An 18,746-nucleotide genomic window follows, 5' to 3' on the forward strand; every position below is an offset into this window, starting at 1 on the left:
GCTAGCGGCCGAGCTGCGAGTAACGCGCCTCGGTGGCGGCCTTCTGCGGCCCCCACCACCACTCGTTCTCGCGGTACCAGTCGATCGTGGCCTGCAGGCCGGTGCGGAAGTCGCCGTACTTGGGCTCCCAGCCGAGCTGGGTGCGGATCTTGGTGGAGTCGTTCGAGTAGCGCAGGTCGTGGCCCGGGCGGTCGGGCACGTGGTCGTACGCGTCGGCGGGCTCGCCCAGCAGCTCGAGGGTGAGCTCGAGGATCTCCTTGTTGTTGCGCTCGTCGCCGGAGCCGATCAGGTAGGTCTCGCCCGGCGTGCCCTTGCTGAGGATGAGGTGGACGGCCTCGTTGTGGTCGTCGACGTGGGTCCACTCGCGCACGTTCTCGCCCTGGCCGTAGAGCTTCGGGCGGGCGCCGGTGAAGACGTTGGTGATCTGGCGCGGGATGAACTTCTCGACGTGCTGGTAGGGGCCGTAGTTGTTCGCGCAGTTCGACATCGTCGCGTGGATGCCGAACGAGCGCGCCCAGGCGCGGACGAGGAGGTCGGAGCCGGCCTTGGTCGCCGAGTAGGGGCTCGACGGGTCGTACGGCGTGTCCTCGGTGAACTGGTCGTCGCCGTCGAGGTCGAGGTCGCCGAACACCTCGTCGGTGGAGATGTGGTGCAGGCGCGCGCCGTGCTTGCGGACGGCTTCGAGGATCGTGAACGTGCCGACCAGGTTGGTGCGGACGAACGGCTCCGGGTCGTGCAGCGAGTTGTCGACGTGCGACTCGGCGGCGAAGTGCACGACGGTGTCGCACTCGGCCACGAGGCGGTCCACGAGCTCGGCGTCGCAGATGTCGCCGTGCACGAACTCGATCTGGTCGGCGACCGGCTTCAGGCTCTCCTGGTTGCCGGCGTAGGTCAGGGCGTCCAGCACGACCACCTCGTACTCCGGGTGGTTGCGCATCGTGTAATGGACGAAGTTCGCGCCGATGAAGCCGGCGGCGCCGGTCGCAAGCAACTTCACGACGCGAGTACCTCCCGTTGGGTCAAGTGGGCGTTGAGGCCGTCCTGCCACGACGGCAGGGTGGGTGCGTCGGTGCGGGTCGAGCCGAGGACAGAGTAGGCGGGCCGCGGCGCCGGGGCCCCGAACTCGGCGGCCGTCGTGGGGTGGACGGTGACGTCGAGCCCCGCGGCGGCGAACGTGGCCACGGCCAGGTCGCGCCACGTGCACTGACCGCCGCCGGCCACGTGGAGGATGCCGTTCGGACGCTGCTCGGCGATCGTGATCAGCGCCTGCGCGAGATGGCCCGTGTAGGTCGGGCAGCCGAGCTGGTCGTCGACGACCTTGAGCTCGTCGCGGTCGGCGCCGAGCCGGAGCATCGTGTCGACGAAGTTCTTGCCGTGCGGGCCGAACACCCACGCCGTGCGGACGATCGAGTGCGACGTCGGCGCCGCCGCGGCGACGGCCAGCTCGCCCGCGAGCTTGGACCGGCCATAGGCGCCGATCGGGCCGGTCGGGGCGTCCTCGGGGTAGGGCGAGGTCGCGTCTCCGGGGAAGACGTAGTCGGTCGAGACGTGGACGATGTGGGCGCCGACCTCGGCGGCCGCCGCGGCCAGGTGCCCGGCGCCGTCGCCGTTGATGCGCGTGGCGGCGTCCTCGTCGTCCTCGGCCGCGTCGACGTTCGTGTAGGCGGCGCAGTTGATCACCGCCGCGGGCCGCGTGTCGCCGATCGCGGCGCGGACGGCTTCGGCGTCGGTGATATCGAGCTCCGCGCGCGCGAAGGCGACGACGTCGTGCTGAGCGGCCGCGGCCGCCACGACGTCCGTGCCGAGCATGCCCGCGGCCCCGGTGACGAGTAGGCGCATGGCCGTCATGTGTAGCGAACCCCGTCCGCGGCACGCAGCGCGAGCGCCAGCTCGAATCGCGCCTCCGGGTCCTCCAGCCGCTCCCCGAACAGCTCGCGCAGCTGCTTGAGCCGGTACCGCACGGTCTGCGGGTGGACGTCGAGCTCGGCCGCCACCGCCTGGACCTGCCCGGGCCGGTCCAGCCACGCCCGCAGCGTCTCCACGAGCCGTTCGCGCGGCCCGCTGGCGAGCCCGTCGAGCGGTGCGAGCCGCGAGCGCGCGAGGTCCGCCGCGAGCGCCGGCTCCGCGGCCAGCAGCAGCGCGGGCAGATGCTCGACCGCGACGACGAGGTTGGGACAAGACTGCACCTTCGGGGAGGCGTCCGCCCCACACGCCGGGGGGGTGAGCCGCCCCGCCTCCGCCAGGCGGAACGCGGCCGCCGCGCGTCGCAGCGAGGTCGCCGCCTCCGGCCACGCGACCGACGGGCCGAGCGCGGCGAGGTCGCCGTTGAGCGCCGCCTCGAGCGCCTTGCGCCGGCCGGGGCCCTCCGGGTCGGGCAGCATCACGATCGCGATCCCGCCGACCGCGGCGCCGACCGCGCCGGGACCGATCCGTCGTGCCAGCCGCGCCGCGCGGCCGTCCAGCTCGTCCGTGCGCTCGGGCTCGGCGGCCTCGCCGGCCACGACCGCCGCGAGCAGGCGCGGCAAGGACCAGCCGGCGGCCTGCGCGGCCGTGCGCACGGTCTCCTCGGCGGCCGGCGGCTCCTGCGCCAGCAGCCGGACGAGCGCGCGGCGACGGCGCTGGGACTCGCCCGCCGCATCCGACTGGGCTTCGGCGAAGCCGGCCGCGCTCTCCGCGGAGATCTCGTCGATGTAGGCGAACATCGCCTCGCCGAGGTCGTAGAGGGCATCGGGCGCGAAGCCCGCCCGCGTGCCCGCTTCGACGAAGCGCCGCCAGGCGATCTTGGCGCCCACGCGGTACGCGGCGAGCAGCGCGTCCAGCGACCGGCCGGCGCGGTACTCGCCGGCACCGAGGCGCACGTACGTGTCACGCGCGCTTGACTCACTTTTCGGCGCCGCGCCACCGAGCACGTCGACGAAGCGGTTGAGCGCCACCTCCACGCCGAAGCGCACGACCTCGCCGAACCGGCCCTCCATCGCCCGGGCGTAATCCGGCACCTCGCTGACGATCGCGGCGATGATGTCGTTCGCGAGGTCGGGCAGCGTCGCACGGAGCGCGTCCGCCGATGGCGGGGTGAGCGTCGCCATTTGTCACGAGGCTACAAGAACGGCTCGCGGTAAGTGTTGCTACCGGCCAGGAACTTCGGGGTCCCTAACGGGTAGACCTACCGACCGTGTCAGCTAGCCACCGCGCCTTGAACCTGGCCGGGGTCGTGTTGCCGTTTCTCGGCGTGATCCTGGCGATCGTCCTCCTCTGGGACCAGCTCGTCGATTGGACGTCGCTGGGAATCCTGGCCTTCATGTACGTCGCGACGATCATGGGCGTGACGCTCGGCTTCCACCGGTTGTTCACGCACCGTTCGTTCGCGACCTACAAGCCGGTCGAGTACTTCCTCGCCGCGCTCGGCTCGGTCGCGGTCGAGGGCCCGGTCATGAACTGGGTCGCCGATCACCGCAAGCACCACGCCCACACCGACCAGGAGGGCGACCCGCACACGCCCCACGGCCACGGTGACGGGTTCAAGGGCGCGGTCAGCGGCCTCTGGTACGCGCACATGGGCTGGCTGTTCGACCACTCGGGCACGAGCGAGCACCAGAAGTACGCCCGCGACCTCTACGAGGACCGCGGCATGCACGTCATCCACAAGACGTTCCCGTTGTGGGTGGCGCTCGGGATCGCGTTCCCCGGGCTGCTCGGCCTGGTCTTCACGGGCACCTGGCGCGGCGCGTTCGAGGCGGCGCTGTGGGGCGGCCCGGTGCGGATCTTCCTCGTCCACCACGTGACGTGGTCGATCAACTCGGTGTGCCACTTCTTCGGCCGCCGGCGCTTCGAGGTCGACGACCACTCGACCAACGTCGCCTGGCTCTCGCTGCTGTCGATGGGCGAGTCCTGGCACCACAACCACCACACGTTCCCGCGCTCGGCCTTCCACGGCCTGCGCGGTTGGGAGCAGCGGCTGGACCCGACCGGCTGGGTGATCCGCGGCATGCGGCGCGTGAAGCTCGCCTGGAACGTGGTCGAGATCACGCCGGAACGCCAGCAGCAGAAGATGGCGGCGTAGCGCTCACATACTGGGCTGCCCCTGCGTATAGGGTCGGCCGATGTCGAAGCCGACCATCGTCCTGGTCCACGGAGCGTGGGCCGACGCCTCCAGCTGGAACCCCGTCGCCACCGAGCTGCAGAGCCAGGGCTTCACCGTCCTCGCGCCCACCAACCTGCTGCGCTCGGTCGCGATCGACGCGCCCTACATCAGCTCGTTCCTCGCCCAGCGCACCGAGGGCCCGGTCGTGCTCGTCGGCCACTCCTACGGCGGCTTCGTGATCGCGAACGCCGCGACGGAGAACGTCAAGTCGCTCGTCTTCGTGGACGCGTTCATCCCCGACGAGGGGGAGTTCGTCTTCCAGATCCTCGGCGGCTCGGGCTCGGCGTTCGACATCCCGGACCCGAGCGTCGTGTTCGACATCGGGGGCTACCCGGGCTCGCCGGAAGGCGACGCCGAGGCGTTCCTCAAGCCCGACACGGTCCACACGTCGTTCGCCCAGGACCTGCCGGAGGCCGACCGCTGGCTGATCGCGGCGGGTCAGCGCCCGATCACGCTCGCCGCCAACACCACGCCTTCCGGCCCGCCGGCGTGGAAGAACCTGCCGAGCTGGGCCGTGATCGGCACCGAGGACAAGGTCATCCCGCCCGCGACGCAGCGCTCGATGGCCGAGCGCGCGGGCGCGACGATCAGCGAGGCGCCGGGCTCGCACGTCTCGATGGTCTCCCACCCCCAGGTCACGATCGACGCGATCCTGGCGGCGGCGGCCTGAGCGGGGGAGTCTCGAAGGGGCGGCAGCCCCCTCGGGGTCAATCCTCGAGCACGTCGTCCAGGAGGCGGCGGAGGTCTTCCGCCGCGTCCTGGATCCGCTGCGCGAACTCGCGCCGGTCCTTGTCGGTGAGCTGGCGCTCACCGGCGAGCACTTCGGCGAACCCGGCGACGATCGTCAACGGCGTGCGCAGGTCGTGCCGGAGCCGGCGCCGGGACTCCGCGTCGAGGACGAGGTCCTCGTCGCTCACGAGCGCCCGGGCGACGAGATGAAGCCCTCGCGCAGGGCGATGGCGATGGCGTGGACGCGCGTGTTGGCCTCGAGCTTGTTCATGGCGTTGCGGATGTGCGTCTTGATCGTCTCAGGCGACAGGAACAGGTGCTCCGCCACCTGCTCGCCGGTCATGCCCTGGGCGAGCAGGTCCATGATCTCGCGCTCGCGCTTGGACAGCGACTTCTGCTTCTGGGTCGCGCGCTGGGAGAGGAGCGCGGGGTGCAGGCGCGGGTCGACGTACGTGCCGCCCTCGGCCACCGTGTGCAGCGCGGTGGTCAGCTCGGCCTGCGTGCCCTCCTTGAGCGCGTAGCCGCGCGCGCCGGAGTCCAGGCCGCTGATCAGCAGCTCGATGTCGCTGGAGCCGGTGTAGAGCACGACGCGCCGCTCGGGGTCGGCGTCGATCAGCTGGGCGGTGAGCTCGATCCCGGATTCCTCACCGAGCCGGATGTCTATGAGCGCGACGTCGGGATCGTGACCCTCGATCAGCCCACGGCCCTCGTGGGCGGTGCCGGCGGTGGCGACCACGTCGATCCCCGCGCGGTCGAGCAGCAGCTCGAGACCCTCGCGGAGGGCTTGGTGATCCTCGATCAGCACAAGGCGCAGAGGCATAGGTTTGGACGATGTGTCGGCAGGACCGGGCCGACGCTGAAGACCCGGAAATTCCGGGCGCTCCCTAGCTTACGTTTCGCCCGGCACTCTATGGTGTCGCAAGGTTTGGCGAAGGACACGGAAAAGCTCATCCGCCAGCTGTCGCTGATCTCGTATTTGATGGCGGAGCGGCGGCCGGTCACGGCCACGGAGATCAGGCGCGACGTGGAGGGCTACTCGGACATGACCGAGGACGCCTTCGCACGACGCTTCTACGCCGACCGGGCCGAGCTGGACGCGCTCGGAATCCACCTCAGTGTGGACAAGCCGGCGGACGGCTTCTCCGAGCAGGAGAACTACTCGCTCGCGCCCGAGGCCTTCCACCTGCCGCCGATCGCGTTCACCGACGCCGAGCGCGCCGCGCTCCAGGCCGCGTTGACGCTGCTCGACGGCGAGTTCGCGTACGCCGAGCCGCTGCGGCTCGCGCTCCAGCAGATCACGTGGGGGCGGCCGTCCCCGCTGGGCTCGGACTCGCGCCAGACGATCGGCCTCGGCATCACGGCGAGTGCCGGCGGTGGCGAGACGAGCGCGCGGCTGGCGAAGATCGACACCGCGATCTACCGCCGCAAGCGGATCGAGTTCGAGTACCACACGATGGGCCGGGACGCGACCGAGCAGCGCAAGGTCGACCCGTACCACCTGCTCTTCGAGGGCGGCCAGTTCTACCTCGTCGGGTACTCGCACGAGCGCAAGGCGGTGCGCGAGTTCCGGCTGTCGCGGATCCGCGGCAAGGTCGCCTACGCGACCAAGGCCGAGCACGACTTCCAGCGCCCCGAGGACTTCGACCCGCGCGTGTACGCGAACCGGATCCCGTGGCAGCTCGGCGACCCGGTCGGCAACGCCGAGATCGAGATCCCCGAGAACCTCGAGTGGTACATCGAGCGCCAGTACGGCGACTACGGGACGCTCTCCAACGGGGTGTACCGGACCGACTACTCGATCCCGCGCCTGCTCGTGTCGTGGGCGCTCGAGTTCGGCCTGCGGATCGTCGGCCCGGCCGAGCTGGTCGAGGACGCCCGTGGGCGCGTGGACAAGCTGATCGAGGACCATCGCGGCGAGGCACCCGCCGTCGTGCCGACGCGCGCGCCTGCCGTGCCCGTGCCGGTGGAGTCCAATGGCCGCTCGCGTGGCGGCGACGCCGCGATCCGTCCCGAGCGCTTCGCCCGGCTGGTGACGCTCGCCACCGTGCTGATCGCCGCCGGCAAGGCGGGCGAGACCCTGCTGGTCAACGACGTCTGCGAGCAGCTCCAGCTGTCCCCGACCGAGCTGCGCGAGGACATCGCGGTGCTCAACGTTGTCAACTTCGGCGGCGGCGCGTACGTGATCTACGCCGAGGTCAAGCCCACGGGCGAGATCGAGGTCGACCCCGAGCCCTACTCGGACACGTTCGACCGGCCCGCGCGGCTGCTGCCGATCGAGGCCAAGGCCCTGGTCGCCGCGATCGACCTGATCGGGCTGGCGCAGGCCGACCTGCGCTCGGCGCGCGAGAAGGTCGTCGACGCGCTCGGCTTCGACCCCGTCGAGGAAGGCCTGCACATCGTCTCGCCCAAGGTCGACGACGACATCATGCACCGCGCCGAGATCGCCATCCAGGAGCACCGGCTGCTCGAGCTCGAGTACTGGACGCAGTCCCAGGACCGCTACTCCGAGCGCGTGGTCGAGCCCTACGGCCGGATCAACTCGCGCGAGGGCTGGTACATCGCCGCCTGGGACCGCTCGCGCGAGCGGCTGATCCACTTCCGGCTGGACCGCATCAAGCGTGCCCGCGTGCTGGACGAGACGTTCGTGCCCAGCGCCGACCTCGACGTGGCGGCCGACATCGGCGGCTGGCCCCGGACCGGCCGGATCGGCGGCTCCCGCTCCGCGCGCGTGCTGGTCGGCGCCGAGCAGGCGCGCTGGGCGCGTGAGCAGCGGCCCGTGCTGACCGAGGTCGAAGGCGGCGCGGTCGTGGTCGAGATCACCTTCAAGGGCCTCGACTTCCTCGTCCGCGAGGTGTTGAAGGAAGCCGGTGACGCCGTCGTGCTCGAACCCGCCGACGCGCGCGAAGCGGTCCTCGAGGCCGCCGAGAAGCTGGTCGCCCGCACGACATGAACCAGCGCGCGGCGATCGCGATGTCCTCGCAGGAGGTGCTCGCGTTCCTCGCCGAAGCGCGCGTGGTGACCGTGGCGACGCTGGGCCGCGACGGCTGGCCGCACCTGATGCCGCTGTGGTTCGTCGTCCGCGACGGCGAGATCTGGGCGTGGACCTACGGCAAGTCCCAGAAGGTCGTCAACGTCGAGCGTGACCCGCGCTGCACGCTGCAGGTCGAGGCGGGGGAGTCCTACGACCAGCTGCGCGGCGTGATGATCAAGGCGCGCGCGGTCGTGCACCGGGACCCGTCGTTGGTCGCGGAGATCGGGACCGCGCTGTCGGGCCGGTACGGCGACGGCTCGCCGGTCGACGCGCGCGTGGCGGCGAAGCGCGTCGCGCTGCAGTTCGAGGTGGTGGCGGTCAGCTCGTTCGATCACCGCAAGCTCTACGGCTCCGGGTAAACACACCCGCGGCCGCCGCGTCAAGCAACTCGCGCTTCGCGGCGAGCCGCTTGACCCGTCGGGGCGGGCGCGTTTACGGGCGGGTGAGCCGGGTTCCCCGGACTGTGGAACGCGTGCGCGTTCCCCCGTTCGCATGGCGAGGGCCGGTTTCGCGGGGGGGTGGGCCGGCTCGCTTTCGATTAGCGAAAGTTCCCCGGCCCACCCCCCCCTCGCCGCGGCCGGTCCCTCGTGCTCGGGCGTGGTGGACGCCGGGGCGTTCACTCAGTGAGGGGAACCCTCCTCACCTGTCTACATCACGCCGGCGCGCGGCGGGTCAAGCGGCTCGCCCGCGCAGCGTCCGGGGTGCTTGACGCGACGCCCGACGGTGTGATCAGCCGTTGCCGTTGCCGTTGTCCCTAGCGGCCGCGGATCGTCGCCAGCGCCCCGTCGAGGTGCTGACGCAGCACACGCTCGGCGAGCTCGCGGTCACCCGCCGCGAGGGCGTCGGCCAGCTCGCCGTGCTCGCGGATCGAGCGGTCGCGGATCTCGGCGCGGCGGGCGGTCGCGTGGGCCATGCGGCGCTGGCGGTCCCGGAGTGAGTCGTAGAGGGCGAGCAGGATCTCGTTGCCGGTGCCGGCGACCAGCGCGCGATGGAACTCGCGGTCGGCCTCGACGAAGGCCTTGCCCTCCAGGCCCGGTTGCTGCTGGACGGAGGCGGCGAGGGCGGCGGGGACGTCGCCCGGGCGCTCGATGACGCGTTCGATCGCGTAGCGCTCGATCACCCAGCGGGTCTCCATCACCGCCTCGGTCTCGGAGGCGGAGACGGGCACGACGAGCGCGCCGCGCTTGGGGTAGAGGCGGAGCAGTCCCTCGGCCTCGAGCTGGCCGAAGGCCGCGCGCACGGGCGTGCGGCTCATCTCGAGCGCCTCGGCGATCTCGCCCTCGCTGATCAGCTCACCGCCCGGGAGCGAGCCGTCGAGGATGCGGTCCTTGACGTGTCGGTAGGCGCGCTCGGAAGCGGACATGCGCGGACTCTACGCATACGCGTTGTGTACGTGATGCATACATGTTGGATACTATGCGTGTACATGACCGCGGCATGGCGTATGTGGGGATTGGCGGCGGCGTTCTACCTCGTCGCGATCTTCCACCGGATGAGCCTCGGGGTCGCGTCGATCGACGCGGCGGAACGGTTCGGCGTCACGACCGGCACGATCGCCGTGCTCTCGACGGTCCAGCTCGGCATGTACCTCGTGATGCAGATACCGGCGGGCCTGCTGGCCGACCGGATCGGCCCGCGGCGGTCGCTGACGCTCGGCCTGATGGCGATGGGCGCGGGCGAGCTGCTGTTCGCGGTGAGCCCGTCGATCGAGCTGGCGCTCGTCGGCCGCGCGCTCGTCGGCATCGGTGACGCTTGCATGTTCCTCAACGTCTTGCGGGTCGCCGCGCACTGGTTGCCCGAGCGCCACTACGCGCTGGCGGCCGCCCTCACCGCGGCGTGCGGCGCGTTCGGCCAGCTGCTCTCGACCGCGCCGCTGTCGGCGGCGCTGGCCGGCGTCGGCTGGACCCCGACCTTCGCCGCGAGCGGCATCCTCACGGCGGTGCTGGCGATCCTCGCGGTCCGCCGCGTGCAGGATCGCCCGGACGGCGCGCAGAGCGCCCGGGCCGCGAGCGCGCCGATCATGCCCGCGCTGCGGCGCGCCTGGCGCTCACCCGGCACGCGGCACGGGCTGTGGGTGCACTTCGCGCTCAACGCGCCGTTCGTGACGCTCACCGGCCTCTGGGCGTACCCGTACCTCGTCGACGGGCAGGGCCTGACGCCCGCGACCGCGGCGACGCTGCTCGCCGGCGCGGTGATCGTGTTCGGCGTCTCAGCGCCGGTGATGGGCTACGTGGCCGGCCGCCTTCCGCACCTGCGGGGCACGCTCGCCAGCGGGATCGCGCTCACCACCGCCACCGGGTTGGCGCTGCTGCTCGGCTGGCCGGGTGGGCATCCGCCGCTCGCGCTGATCGCCGGCGTGCTCGGCGTCGCGGCGTTCGGGGGCGCGTCCAGCATGCTCGCGTTCGACCTCGCGCGCGCGGGCGGCGGGAGCGCTTCGAGCATGGTCAACATCGGCGGATTCGGCGCCGCGATCGTCGGCCAGGCGGCGATCGGGCTGCTCGTCTCGGTGCATCTGGACTACCGGCTCGCGCTCACCCCGCTGTTGGCCCTGGCCGCATGGGGAGCCGTGCAAACGGCCCGGCACGCTAGCCTCCTGCCGCCATGGAGCAGCTCAAGGGCCTGATCCTCTCGGGCGGCAAAGGCACGCGCCTGCGCCCGATCACCTACACATCGGCGAAGCAGCTGGTGCCGGTCGCGAACAAGCCGGTGCTGTTCTACGGCATCGAGGCGATGGCCAAGGCGGGCATCCGCGAGGTCGGCATCATCATCGCGCCGGAGACGGGTGACGAGATCCGCGAGGTGGCCGGCGACGGCTCGCAGTTCGGCGTCGAGATCACCTACATCCCGCAGTCCGAGCCGCTCGGGCTCGCGCACGCGGTGCTGACCGCCGAGCCGTTCCTGGGCAACGACCCGTTCGTCATGTACCTCGGCGACAACCTCCTGCAGGGCGGGATCGAGGACCTGGTCGAGGCCTTCCGCTCCAACCAGCCGGAAGCGCTGATCCTGCTGACGAAGGTGCCGGACCCGCAGAACTTCGGCGTCGCGGAGCTCGCGGCCGACGGCAGCGTCACGCGCCTGGTCGAGAAGCCGAAGGAGCCGGCCACGGACCTCGCGCTCGTCGGCGTCTACATGTTCACGCCGCGCATCCACGAGGCCGCGAAGTCGATCCAGCCGTCCGCCCGCGGCGAGCTCGAGATCACCGACGCCATCCAGTGGCTCGTCGACGCGGGCGCGCCGGTGGAGTCGCACGTCGTCCGCGGCTGGTGGAAGGACACCGGCCGCCTCGCCGACATGCTCGAGGCCAACCGGCTGATCCTCGAGACCGTCGAGCAGAAGGTCGACGGCGAGCTGCTCGACTCGCAGATCGAGGGCCGCGTCATCGTCGAGCCGGGCGCCGTGCTCGAGCGCAGCACCGTCCGCGGCCCCGCGATCATCGGCGCGGGCGCGCACCTCGTCGACGCGTACATCGGCCCGTACACGGCGGTCGGCCGCCACTGCACGATCGACTCGTCCGAGGTCGAGCACTCGATCCTGCTCGAGAACTCCGAGGTCCGCGGGCTCGACGGCCGCATGGAGTCCAGCCTGCTGGGCCGCGACGTCAAGATCGTCCGCGGCCAGAGCCAGCCGCGCGCCTACCGCTTCATGGTCGGCGACTCGAGCGAGATCGGCATCCTGTAGGGCTCACCGAACCCTCAGGCCGCGCGGGAGGCGAACCACGCGCCGCCACCGAGAGCTCGGTCGTATCCCGACCAGGCCGAGCCCTCGGGCAGTTCCTTCTCGAGCCGGTCGAACGACCCGAGCCGCCCGCCGAGGTTGTCGATCATGTGCACGAGCGTCGCCTCGCGCGTGCACGGCACGACCGGCGAGCCGTGCTCGAGCTGGCCGTGGTGGCTGAGGATGATGTGCAGCACCGCGACCGCGAGCTCCGAGGGGAACTCGGGCAGGTCCTCGATGTGCCGGCGCACGCGGTAGTAGCCGAGCGGGATCTCGCCCTGGAGCTTGCCGAGGTCCGTCATGTCGATCGCGAGCGGGTCCGACGTGTAGGCGTCCAGCTTGCCGATGTCGTGCAGCAGCGCGCCGGTCACCGCGACGTCGCGGTCCACGCCGCCGAACGTGGCGGAGATGGCGCTCACGCCCTGCGCGACCGTCAGCGAGTGCTCGAGCAGCCCGTGCCGGTAGGCCTGGTGGAAGCGCTTGGCGGCGGGCGCCTCGCGGAACTGCTCCCACGTCTCGGTGCCGACGCCGAACACCCGGTCCAGCAGCCCGCGCAGGTGCCGGCACTGGATCGTCTCGATCAGCGCGCGCAGGTCGGCCTCCATCCGGTCCACGGGGATCCGCGGGCCGTCCAGCAGGTCGTCCAGGTCGTACTCGCCCGGGACCGCGTCACGCACTTCGCGCACCGCCAGCCGACCGCGGGGCTCGACCGTGCCGGACACGCGCACGCACGTGCCCGCGGCGATCTCGCACGGCGCGCACTCCAGCGTGCCGGTGCGGTCGCCCAAGATCACGCGTCGCGCATCGCTCGCCCGGACCATCAGGACCTGGTCGATCTCCTGCCCGGGGGTGAGGTCGCGGACGCGCACTGGAAGCGGAACCCTAGGCCTCGCGTCGGACGAATAATCTGCGGCCCATTCCCGCGCGCACCGCGCTCGTCGCCGGCGGGGCCGGCGGCCTCGGCCGGTCGGTGGTCGCCGCGCTCGTCGCCGACCTCACCGACCCGGACGACGTCGCCCGTGCCCCGCGCGCCGCGCCCGAGCCGCTGAAGGCCGTCGTCGACCTCGTTGTGCGACGACGCCTCCGCCGCGATCAACGGAGCAGCTGTCCCTGTGTGATCGCGTCGCGGTACATCGGCGCGACGGTCCCGCCGTAGAACGCGGTCGCCTTGCGGCCGAGCGCGTTCATGTCGCGCCGGTTGGAGACGGCGCTGAACGCGATCGCGAAGCCCGGGATGAGCTTGCCGGCGACCTTCTTCGCCCCGCTCTTGCCGACCATCTTCAGGAGCTTGGCGGCGAGCGCCTCGTCGCGCTGGAACTTGGAGCCGACGTAGTGCTCGGCGACGGTCCGGCCGACGCCGTCGAGCGCCGCCCGCGCGCCCGCGGGGTCCGTGTACAGCCCCGTCAGCGCGAGCAGCTCGGCGGGCCGCATCGGGTCACGCGGGTCCCAGCCGTAGCCGGCCGCGACGTAGAACACCATCCGCGACTGCAGCCACGCGAGCGCGACCAGGTCCGGCACGAGCGTGATCATCCCGCCGACGCCGGCCGCGGCGCCCTCCGCGCTGGCCAGGTTGACGTGGCGTTTGCGCGCCATCTCTCCCAGCTCCACGGGGTGCTTGCCGAGGACGTTGCGCTGGCGCTGCGCCCACGCCGCGGCGGACGGGCCGAACTGGTCGGCGGCGGCCAGGGCCAGGTGCTCGGGCGCACGCACGGGGTCCGAGCGCAGACGCTCGAGGAGCGAGGCGGGCGGGGCGGTCGGCTCGTCCGCGGCGCTCATTTCGTCCAACGTAGCGGGCTCGGCTTGACAGCGTGTCACTGACTGCCGATGAGCGGGTATGCCTCTGGACATGCCCACCGTCTTCGAGCATCGCGTCGAGTTCGCCGGTCACGCCACGCGCGCGCTCGAGGTCGCCGGTGAAGGCCCGGGCATCGTCCTGCTGCACGGCTGGAGTCACTCCGCGGACACCTGGCGCCCGCTCCTGGTCGAGCTCGCCGCGCGCGAGCGGCGCGCGATCGCCGTCGACCTGCCCGGCTTCGGCGCGGCCCCACCGCTGGGCCCCGGCGCCGTCCTGCCCCAGTTGGACGTGTTCGCGGCGGAGCTCGTGAACGCCTGGGCGGGCGGCGAGCCGGTCGTGATCGCGGGCGCCTCGCTGGGCGGCTGCCTCGCCCTGCGCCTGGCCGAGAACCCTGGCGACCTCAAGCTGGCCGGCGTCGTCCCGGTCGCACCCGACGGCCTCGAGATGCCGTCGTGGTTCGACCCGATCGAGGAGGACCCGATCGTCCGCCGGCTGCTCTCGATGCCGGTCCCGGTTCCCGGCGAGCTGATCCGTCGCGGCAAGAAGGGCGCGCACCGGCGACTGGCGTTCAGCGACGCGCAGCGCGCCGTGGTCGACGCGTTCGGCGTCGACGGCGACACCCGCGCGGACGTCGCGGCGCTGCTGGAGTCCGGTCGCAAGCTGGCTCCGGAGCTGGCCCACGCGCCGTTCGACCTCGTCGGCATCCGCTGTCCGGTGATGCTGGTCTGGGGCGCCTACGACCGCATGCTTCCGCACACGGACGCGCGCATGGCGCTCGACTCGCTGCCCACCACGCAGGTGGAGCTGATCGAAGGTTGTGGGCATCAGCCGCAGCTGGAGGCCACCGGTCGGCTGGTGGAGCTGCTCCTGCCGTTTGGCAGATAGATTGCAACACTCAGCATCCGGCTAGGCTTTTCGCCATGCGTCGGACCTTGCTGCTGCTGACTTCCGCCTCGTTCCTGCTCGCTGCGCCGTCGGCACACGCAGCCGATCCAGTGATCGCGCCGGGCGTCGCCGCCGGCGGCATCGACGTCTCCGGCCTCACGCTGACCGACGCCACGAACAAGATCGCCTTCCTGGCCAAGCAGGGCATGAACAGCCCGCTGTCCACGCGCGTGGCCGGCCGTCGCTTCCTCGTGCGCACGAAGGAGCTCGGCTTCAGCTTCAGCGCCTCCAAGTCGGCTCGCCGCGCCTACAACGCGGGCAAGGCGCCGCACACCGGCCCGGTCAACGTGCCGCTCTACGTCACGTTCAAGAAGGCCAAGGTCGAGGCGTACGCCGACAAGGTCGCCTCGGGCGTCTACGTCGCCCCGCGTGACGCGCGCGTGGACATCAAGCTGACCAAGATCGCCAAGGTCGCGCACCGCGACGGCCGCTCGATCGACAAGGCCGCGCTGATCGAGCTCGTCTCCAACACGCTGGGCGACCCGGCCGCGGTCCGCAAGCTGCAGATCGAGCCGGTCGCCGTCAAGCCGAAGATCACGACGGGCAGCCTGGGCAAGGCTTACAACACGATCGTCACGATCGACCGCGGCAACTTCAAGCTCCGCCTCTTCAAGAACCTCAAGCTCTCGAAGACGTACGGCGTGGCGGTCGGCGCGCCAGGTTACGCCACGCCGACGGGCCGCTACACGATCCAGAACAAGGCCGTGAACCCGGCCTGGACGGCGCCCGACTCCCCGTGGGCCGGCGCGTACCGCAACGAGGTCGTCCCCGGCGGCTCGTCCGAGAACCCGCTGAAGGCCCGCTGGATGGGCATCGTCAACGGCGTGGGCATCCACGGCACGGGCGCCCCCGGCTCGATCGGGTCGCGCGCCTCGCACGGCTGCATCCGGATGACGGTCCCGGACGTCGTCGACCTGTATCCGCGCGTGCCCGTCGGCACGCCGGTCCTGATCGGAAACTGACACACATGGCTCCTGCGGCCGGATAGGGTCGCGCAAGCATGCAGGAACTGCAGACGGAGGTTGATCGCCTCGCCGACATGGCGAAGGCCGAGGGCCGGCTCGGGCTGGACACGGAGTTCATGCCCGAGGGGCGGTACCGGCCGCTGCTCTGCCTTGTGCAGATCGTGGTCGGTGAGCACGTCGAGGTGCTCGACCCGTTGACGGCGACGTTCGACCCGACGCCCCTCGCGGAGGTGCTCGCCGATCCGGCGATCGAGATCGTGCTGCACGCGGGTCGCCAGGACGTGGCGATCCTGCGACGCGAGTGGAAGACGACGTTCACGAACGTCTTCGACACGCAGGTCGCGGCGGGCTTCGCGGGCTTCAGCGCGCAGGCCGGCTACAACGGCCTGCTCCACGACGTGCTGCGCATCCGCCTGCCCAAGACGGCGAGCTTCACGCGCTGGGACGCGCGCCCGCTGACCGAGGAGCAGATCAAGTACGCGCGCGGCGACGTCGAGCACCTGATGCCGCTCGCCGACGACATCCAGCGCCGCCTGAGCGAGCGCGGCCGCCTCGAGTGGGCGCGCGAGGAGTGCGTCGTGATCGCCGAGGCGACGGACGAGCGCGACCCGAACGAGGTCTGGCGCCGGCTGCCGCGGGTGAGCGGGCTGGACCCGAAGGAGCGCGCCGTCGCCCAGGCCATCGCCGGCTGGCGCGAGCGGACCGCCTCCAAGGAGGACCGGCCGGTCGGCGCGATCCTGCGCGACCCGACCGTGGTCGAGCTCGCCAAGCGCGCGCCGTCAAGCCGGCGTGACCTGGCCCAGATCCGTGGCATCACGCCCGACGTCGTGCGCCGCCGCGGCGACGACGTGATGGCCGCGATCGAGCTGGGCAAGCAGGCCGAGCCGATCAAGCTCGAAGAGGGCGACCGCTCGCCGACGGAGGCCGTCGACGGCCCGGTGATCGCGCTCGCCGAGTCGCTCGTGCGCTCGCGCGCCCAGGAGGCCGGGCTCGCCTACGAGCTGATCGCCGCGCGCGCCGACCTGTCGCCGATCGTCGTCGCGGCGCGCCGCAACCAGCCGGAGCCGGACGTGCGCACGCTGCGCGGCTGGCGCCGGGAGCTCGTCGGCGAGGAGCTGCTCGAGCTGCTCGCGGGCAAGCGGACGATCCACGTCGGCCAGGGCGGCCGCGTGACCGTCACGCCCGTGGACTGAGCCCCGCCAGCACCGTGGTGAGCAGGTCGACGGGGCTGCTGACGGCGGACTCGTCGCCGCCCGCCAGGATCAGGCGGTAGATGAAGGGGCCGACCATCAGGTCGATCGCGACGTCCGTGTCCACGTCCGCACGGATCTCGCCGCGCGCCTTCGCGCGTTCGACGATCACCCGCACGACGCGGCGGCGCGGCTCGACGAGGTGCTTGGAGAACAGCGCGTGCATCTCCGGCTCGCCGACGACCTCGGCCAGCAGCCGCGGCATCAGCGTCAGCGCGCCGGTCCTCGCCGCGCCTTCCAGCACCTGCTGCGCGGTGGCCGCGAAGTCGCCGACGATCGAGCCGGTGTCGTCGGGCAGCGGGATGTCCGAGTTCAGGTGGGCGATGGCCGCCGCCACGAGCTCCTCCTTGGAGGCGTAGCGGCGGTAGATCGTCGCCTTGCCGACCCCGGAGCGCTCGCGGACCTTCTCCATCGTCAGCGCGCGGTACCCGTCGGCGGCCATCAGCTCGAGCGCGGCCCGCAGGATGGCCTCGTCCGCCTCGGCGGAGCGAGGCCTTCCCGGGGGACGCGTCTCGACGCCGCTCAAGCCGGCACGACCTCGCGCGCATGCACGCGGCGCTCGCTCGGCAGGAAGACGGCCGCGACGAGGGCGCCGGCCAGCGCCACGCCGGCGGCCACCAGCGCCGCGGCGTGCATGCCGGAGACGAACGCGTCCTGCGCGGCCGCGACGACCTGCGGGTCGCCGAGCGCCAGCGCACCCGCGAGCGAGTCGCGCGCCACGTCGGGCAGACCGCCGAGCGAGTCCATGTCTCCACGGTACCCGCTGGCCAGGAGCGACCCGAGCACCGCGACGCCGAGCGCGCCGCCCGCCACGCGCGTGGTGTCGTTGATCGCCGAGCCGACGCTCATCTTCGCGTCCGGAAGCGAGCCCATGATCGCGTCCGTGGCCGGCGCCATCGCCGTGCCGATCCCGTAGCCGAGCAGGACGAGCATGCCGGCGATCAGCCCGTAGCCCGAGTCGGCGTCGGCCAGCGTGAGCAGGAACATGGCGTCCGCGACGAGCACGAGCCCGAGCGGCACGACCACGCGCAGGCCGACGCGCTCGGCCAGCTTCGCGCTCGACGGACCGCCGAGGATCAGCCCGACCGCGACCGGCAGCGTCCGCAGGCCGGCTTCCAGCGCGTCGTAGCCCCGGACCATCTGCAGATACTGCGTGAGGAAGAAGATCATCCCGAACAGCGCGAAGAAGGCGAGCGAGATCGCCGCGCTCGAGGCGCTGAAGCGGGGGTTGCGGAACAGCGCGACGTCGAGCATCGGCGCGGGCGCGCGGCGCTCCCACCAGACGAACAGCGCCAACATGAGCAGCGCGGCGGCGAACGCCGCAAGGATCAGCGGGTCGGTCCAGCCTCGCCCGGGCGCCTCGATCAGGCCCCAGATCAGCGTCGTGAGCGACGCGAAGGAGAGGGTGAAGCCGCGCAGGTCCAGCGGCGGGGCCGACTCGTCACGACTCTCGGGCACGAGCCAGCGCCCCGCGACCAGCGCGGCGACCACGACCGGCAGGTTCACGAGGAAGATCCAGCTCCAGTCGGCGTGCTCGATCAGCCAGCCGCCCGCCACCGGGCCGATCGCGATGCCGACGCCCGAGAACCCCGCCCAGATGCCGATCGCCTTGCCGCGCTCGTGCGCGGGGAACGTGGCCGTGAGGATCGACAGCGTCGACGGCATGATGAACGCGCCGCCGACGCCCATCACCGCGCGCATGACGATCAGCTGCGCAGGATCCTCGGCCAACGCCGAGCCGAGCGACCCGAAGCCGAAGATCAGCAACCCGAGCGTCAGCGCGCGCTTTCGACCGAAGCGGTCGCCGAGCGAGCCGGCGGTCAGCAGCACGCCGGCGAAGACGAGCATGTAGACGTCGACGATCCACTGCAGCTGGGAGCTGGTGGCGTCGAGGTCGCGCTGCAGCGTGGGCAGCGCCACGTTGAGGATCGTGTTGTCGAGCCCGATCACGAGCAACGACAGGCAGAGGACGGCCAGCGTCCACCAGCGGCGTGGGTCGAGCGCATCGCTCGATACGAGACTGTTCCGTTTCATATCCGCGACGGTACTCCGACCCGATACGAAACGCAACGGTCTCGTCTCGATACTCGTGGTAGCCACACCCCATAGACAAACGCCTTGATGAGGTCTTGGCGAAGCCCTTAGGGAGATTTGAGGGTCGACTTACCGCTCCCTT

19 protein-coding genes are annotated in these 18,746 nt (G+C 71.7%); 9 read left to right on the forward strand and 10 right to left on the reverse strand.

The window, feature by feature from the left end:
• Nucleotide 1 precedes the first annotated feature (1 nt).
• From rfbB to C8N24_RS12640, 3 genes are read right to left on the reverse strand one after another with little or no spacing between them, the layout of a single operon-like run.
• Entirely contained in the window at nt 2–991 is a 990-nt protein-coding gene (rfbB, locus tag C8N24_RS12630) for a dTDP-glucose 4,6-dehydratase (protein WP_121253159.1), read from the reverse strand.
• A 2-nt stretch (nt 992–993) separates the two neighbouring features.
• Nucleotides 994–1,839 (reverse strand): dTDP-4-dehydrorhamnose reductase, encoded by an 846-nt coding sequence (gene rfbD, locus C8N24_RS12635; RefSeq protein WP_121253161.1) that lies wholly within the window; start codon nt 1,837–1,839, stop codon nt 994–996.
• A gap of 5 nt (nt 1,840–1,844) precedes the next feature.
• On the reverse strand, nt 1,845–3,086 hold the full coding sequence (locus C8N24_RS12640) for a helix-turn-helix domain-containing protein (RefSeq protein ID WP_121250403.1): 1,242 nt from the start codon (nt 3,084–3,086) through the stop codon (nt 1,845–1,847).
• Nucleotides 3,087–3,211: 125 nt separating this feature from the next.
• Between C8N24_RS12640 and C8N24_RS12645 the strand changes: the two genes are divergently transcribed.
• Together C8N24_RS12645 and C8N24_RS12650 are read left to right on the forward strand one after the other, a co-directional pair.
• On the forward strand, nt 3,212–4,060 hold the full coding sequence (locus C8N24_RS12645; RefSeq protein WP_245971844.1) for an acyl-CoA desaturase: 849 nt from the start codon (nt 3,212–3,214) through the stop codon (nt 4,058–4,060).
• Nucleotides 4,061–4,100: 40 nt separating this feature from the next.
• A complete protein-coding gene (locus tag C8N24_RS12650; RefSeq protein WP_121250406.1) occupies nt 4,101–4,811 on the forward strand; it encodes an alpha/beta fold hydrolase in 711 nt (236 codons plus the stop codon).
• Between the two features lie 37 nt (nt 4,812–4,848).
• On the opposite strand, the gene C8N24_RS12655 is transcribed toward C8N24_RS12650, so the two are convergent.
• Entirely contained in the window at nt 4,849–5,058 is a 210-nt protein-coding gene (locus C8N24_RS12655; protein WP_121250408.1) for a histidine kinase dimerization/phospho-acceptor domain-containing protein, read from the reverse strand.
• Nucleotides 5,055–5,690 carry a response regulator gene (locus C8N24_RS12660; RefSeq protein WP_121250410.1) on the reverse strand — a complete coding sequence of 212 codons (636 nt, stop codon included), beginning with the start codon at nt 5,688–5,690 and terminating at the stop codon, nt 5,055–5,057. Before C8N24_RS12660 ends, C8N24_RS12655 begins: the two co-directional genes overlap by 4 nt.
• Nucleotides 5,691–5,795: 105 nt before the next feature.
• On the opposite strand from C8N24_RS12660, the gene C8N24_RS12665 reads away from it, so the two are divergent.
• Complete coding sequence (locus C8N24_RS12665) at nt 5,796–7,820, forward strand: helix-turn-helix transcriptional regulator (protein ID WP_121250412.1); 2,025 nt, start codon at nt 5,796–5,798, stop codon at nt 7,818–7,820.
• On the forward strand, nt 7,817–8,260 hold the full coding sequence (locus tag C8N24_RS12670) for a pyridoxamine 5'-phosphate oxidase family protein (protein WP_121250414.1): 444 nt from the start codon (nt 7,817–7,819) through the stop codon (nt 8,258–8,260). The genes C8N24_RS12665 and C8N24_RS12670 overlap by 4 nt, the downstream gene beginning before the upstream one ends.
• 395 nt (nt 8,261–8,655) lie before the next feature.
• Here the strand turns inward: C8N24_RS12670 and C8N24_RS12675 are convergent, their stop codons facing one another.
• On the reverse strand, nt 8,656–9,264 hold the full coding sequence (locus C8N24_RS12675; RefSeq protein WP_121250416.1) for a GntR family transcriptional regulator: 609 nt from the start codon (nt 9,262–9,264) through the stop codon (nt 8,656–8,658).
• Nucleotides 9,265–9,327: 63 nt separating this feature from the next.
• On the opposite strand from C8N24_RS12675, the gene C8N24_RS12680 reads away from it, so the two are divergent.
• Nucleotides 9,328–10,524, forward strand: coding sequence for an MFS transporter (locus C8N24_RS12680; protein ID WP_170179047.1), 1,197 nt, complete (start codon nt 9,328–9,330; stop codon nt 10,522–10,524).
• A complete protein-coding gene (locus tag C8N24_RS12685; protein ID WP_121250419.1) occupies nt 10,503–11,579 on the forward strand; it encodes a glucose-1-phosphate thymidylyltransferase in 1,077 nt (358 codons plus the stop codon). The genes C8N24_RS12680 and C8N24_RS12685 overlap by 22 nt, the downstream gene beginning before the upstream one ends.
• A 14-nt stretch (nt 11,580–11,593) precedes the next feature.
• On the opposite strand, the gene C8N24_RS12690 is transcribed toward C8N24_RS12685, so the two are convergent.
• Both C8N24_RS12690 and C8N24_RS12695 read right to left on the reverse strand, forming a co-directional pair.
• Nucleotides 11,594–12,484 carry a 3'-5' exoribonuclease YhaM family protein gene (locus C8N24_RS12690; protein WP_121250421.1) on the reverse strand — a complete coding sequence of 297 codons (891 nt, stop codon included), beginning with the start codon at nt 12,482–12,484 and terminating at the stop codon, nt 11,594–11,596.
• A gap of 223 nt (nt 12,485–12,707) precedes the next feature.
• Entirely contained in the window at nt 12,708–13,391 is a 684-nt protein-coding gene (locus C8N24_RS12695) for an EcsC family protein (protein WP_170179048.1), read from the reverse strand.
• A gap of 70 nt (nt 13,392–13,461) precedes the next feature.
• On the opposite strand from C8N24_RS12695, the gene C8N24_RS12700 reads away from it, so the two are divergent.
• From C8N24_RS12700 to C8N24_RS12710, 3 genes are read left to right on the forward strand one after another with little or no spacing between them, the layout of a single operon-like run.
• Nucleotides 13,462–14,295 (forward strand): alpha/beta fold hydrolase, encoded by an 834-nt coding sequence (locus C8N24_RS12700; RefSeq protein WP_170179049.1) that lies wholly within the window; start codon nt 13,462–13,464, stop codon nt 14,293–14,295.
• 35 nt (nt 14,296–14,330) lie between these two features.
• Nucleotides 14,331–15,317 carry a L,D-transpeptidase family protein gene (locus C8N24_RS12705; protein ID WP_121250427.1) on the forward strand — a complete coding sequence of 329 codons (987 nt, stop codon included), beginning with the start codon at nt 14,331–14,333 and terminating at the stop codon, nt 15,315–15,317.
• Between the two features lie 38 nt (nt 15,318–15,355).
• Nucleotides 15,356–16,513 carry a ribonuclease D gene (locus C8N24_RS12710; RefSeq protein ID WP_121250429.1) on the forward strand — a complete coding sequence of 386 codons (1,158 nt, stop codon included), beginning with the start codon at nt 15,356–15,358 and terminating at the stop codon, nt 16,511–16,513.
• Here the strand turns inward: C8N24_RS12710 and C8N24_RS12715 are convergent.
• Nucleotides 16,497–17,096: a TetR/AcrR family transcriptional regulator gene (locus C8N24_RS12715; protein ID WP_121250431.1), complete on the reverse strand. Its 600-nt coding sequence runs from the start codon at nt 17,094–17,096 to the stop codon at nt 16,497–16,499. The genes C8N24_RS12710 and C8N24_RS12715 overlap by 17 nt on opposite strands.
• Nucleotides 17,093–18,604 carry an MFS transporter gene (locus C8N24_RS12720; protein ID WP_121250433.1) on the reverse strand — a complete coding sequence of 504 codons (1,512 nt, stop codon included), beginning with the start codon at nt 18,602–18,604 and terminating at the stop codon, nt 17,093–17,095. The genes C8N24_RS12715 and C8N24_RS12720 overlap by 4 nt, the downstream gene beginning before the upstream one ends.
• Between the last annotated feature and the right edge of the window lie 142 nt (nt 18,605–18,746).

Source organism: Solirubrobacter pauli (assembly GCF_003633755.1).
In the GTDB taxonomy this organism is placed as follows: domain Bacteria; phylum Actinomycetota; class Thermoleophilia; order Solirubrobacterales; family Solirubrobacteraceae; genus Solirubrobacter; species Solirubrobacter pauli.

What these genes read in the sequence shown, in the direction of transcription:
- rfbD (WP_121253161.1), bottom strand. Translation starts at nt 1,839, where the DNA reads ATGCGCCTACTCGTCACCGGGGCCGCGGGCATGCTCGGCACGGACGTC.
- C8N24_RS12660 (WP_121250410.1), bottom strand. Translation starts at nt 5,690, where the DNA reads ATGCCTCTGCGCCTTGTGCTGATCGAGGATCACCAAGCCCTCCGCGAG.
- C8N24_RS12640 (WP_121250403.1), bottom strand. Translation starts at nt 3,086, where the DNA reads ATGGCGACGCTCACCCCGCCATCGGCGGACGCGCTCCGTGCGACGCTG.
- C8N24_RS12710 (WP_121250429.1), top strand. Translation starts at nt 15,356, where the DNA reads ATGCAGGAACTGCAGACGGAGGTTGATCGCCTCGCCGACATGGCGAAG.
- C8N24_RS12700 (WP_170179049.1), top strand. Translation starts at nt 13,462, where the DNA reads ATGCCCACCGTCTTCGAGCATCGCGTCGAGTTCGCCGGTCACGCCACG.
- C8N24_RS12705 (WP_121250427.1), top strand. Translation starts at nt 14,331, where the DNA reads ATGCGTCGGACCTTGCTGCTGCTGACTTCCGCCTCGTTCCTGCTCGCT.
- C8N24_RS12650 (WP_121250406.1), top strand. Translation starts at nt 4,101, where the DNA reads ATGTCGAAGCCGACCATCGTCCTGGTCCACGGAGCGTGGGCCGACGCC.
- C8N24_RS12685 (WP_121250419.1), top strand. Translation starts at nt 10,503, where the DNA reads ATGGAGCAGCTCAAGGGCCTGATCCTCTCGGGCGGCAAAGGCACGCGC.
- C8N24_RS12670 (WP_121250414.1), top strand. Translation starts at nt 7,817, where the DNA reads ATGAACCAGCGCGCGGCGATCGCGATGTCCTCGCAGGAGGTGCTCGCG.
- C8N24_RS12695 (WP_170179048.1), bottom strand. Translation starts at nt 13,391, where the DNA reads ATGAGCGCCGCGGACGAGCCGACCGCCCCGCCCGCCTCGCTCCTCGAG.
- C8N24_RS12680 (WP_170179047.1), top strand. Translation starts at nt 9,328, where the DNA reads ATGACCGCGGCATGGCGTATGTGGGGATTGGCGGCGGCGTTCTACCTC.
- C8N24_RS12675 (WP_121250416.1), bottom strand. Translation starts at nt 9,264, where the DNA reads ATGTCCGCTTCCGAGCGCGCCTACCGACACGTCAAGGACCGCATCCTC.
- C8N24_RS12720 (WP_121250433.1), bottom strand. Translation starts at nt 18,604, where the DNA reads ATGAAACGGAACAGTCTCGTATCGAGCGATGCGCTCGACCCACGCCGC.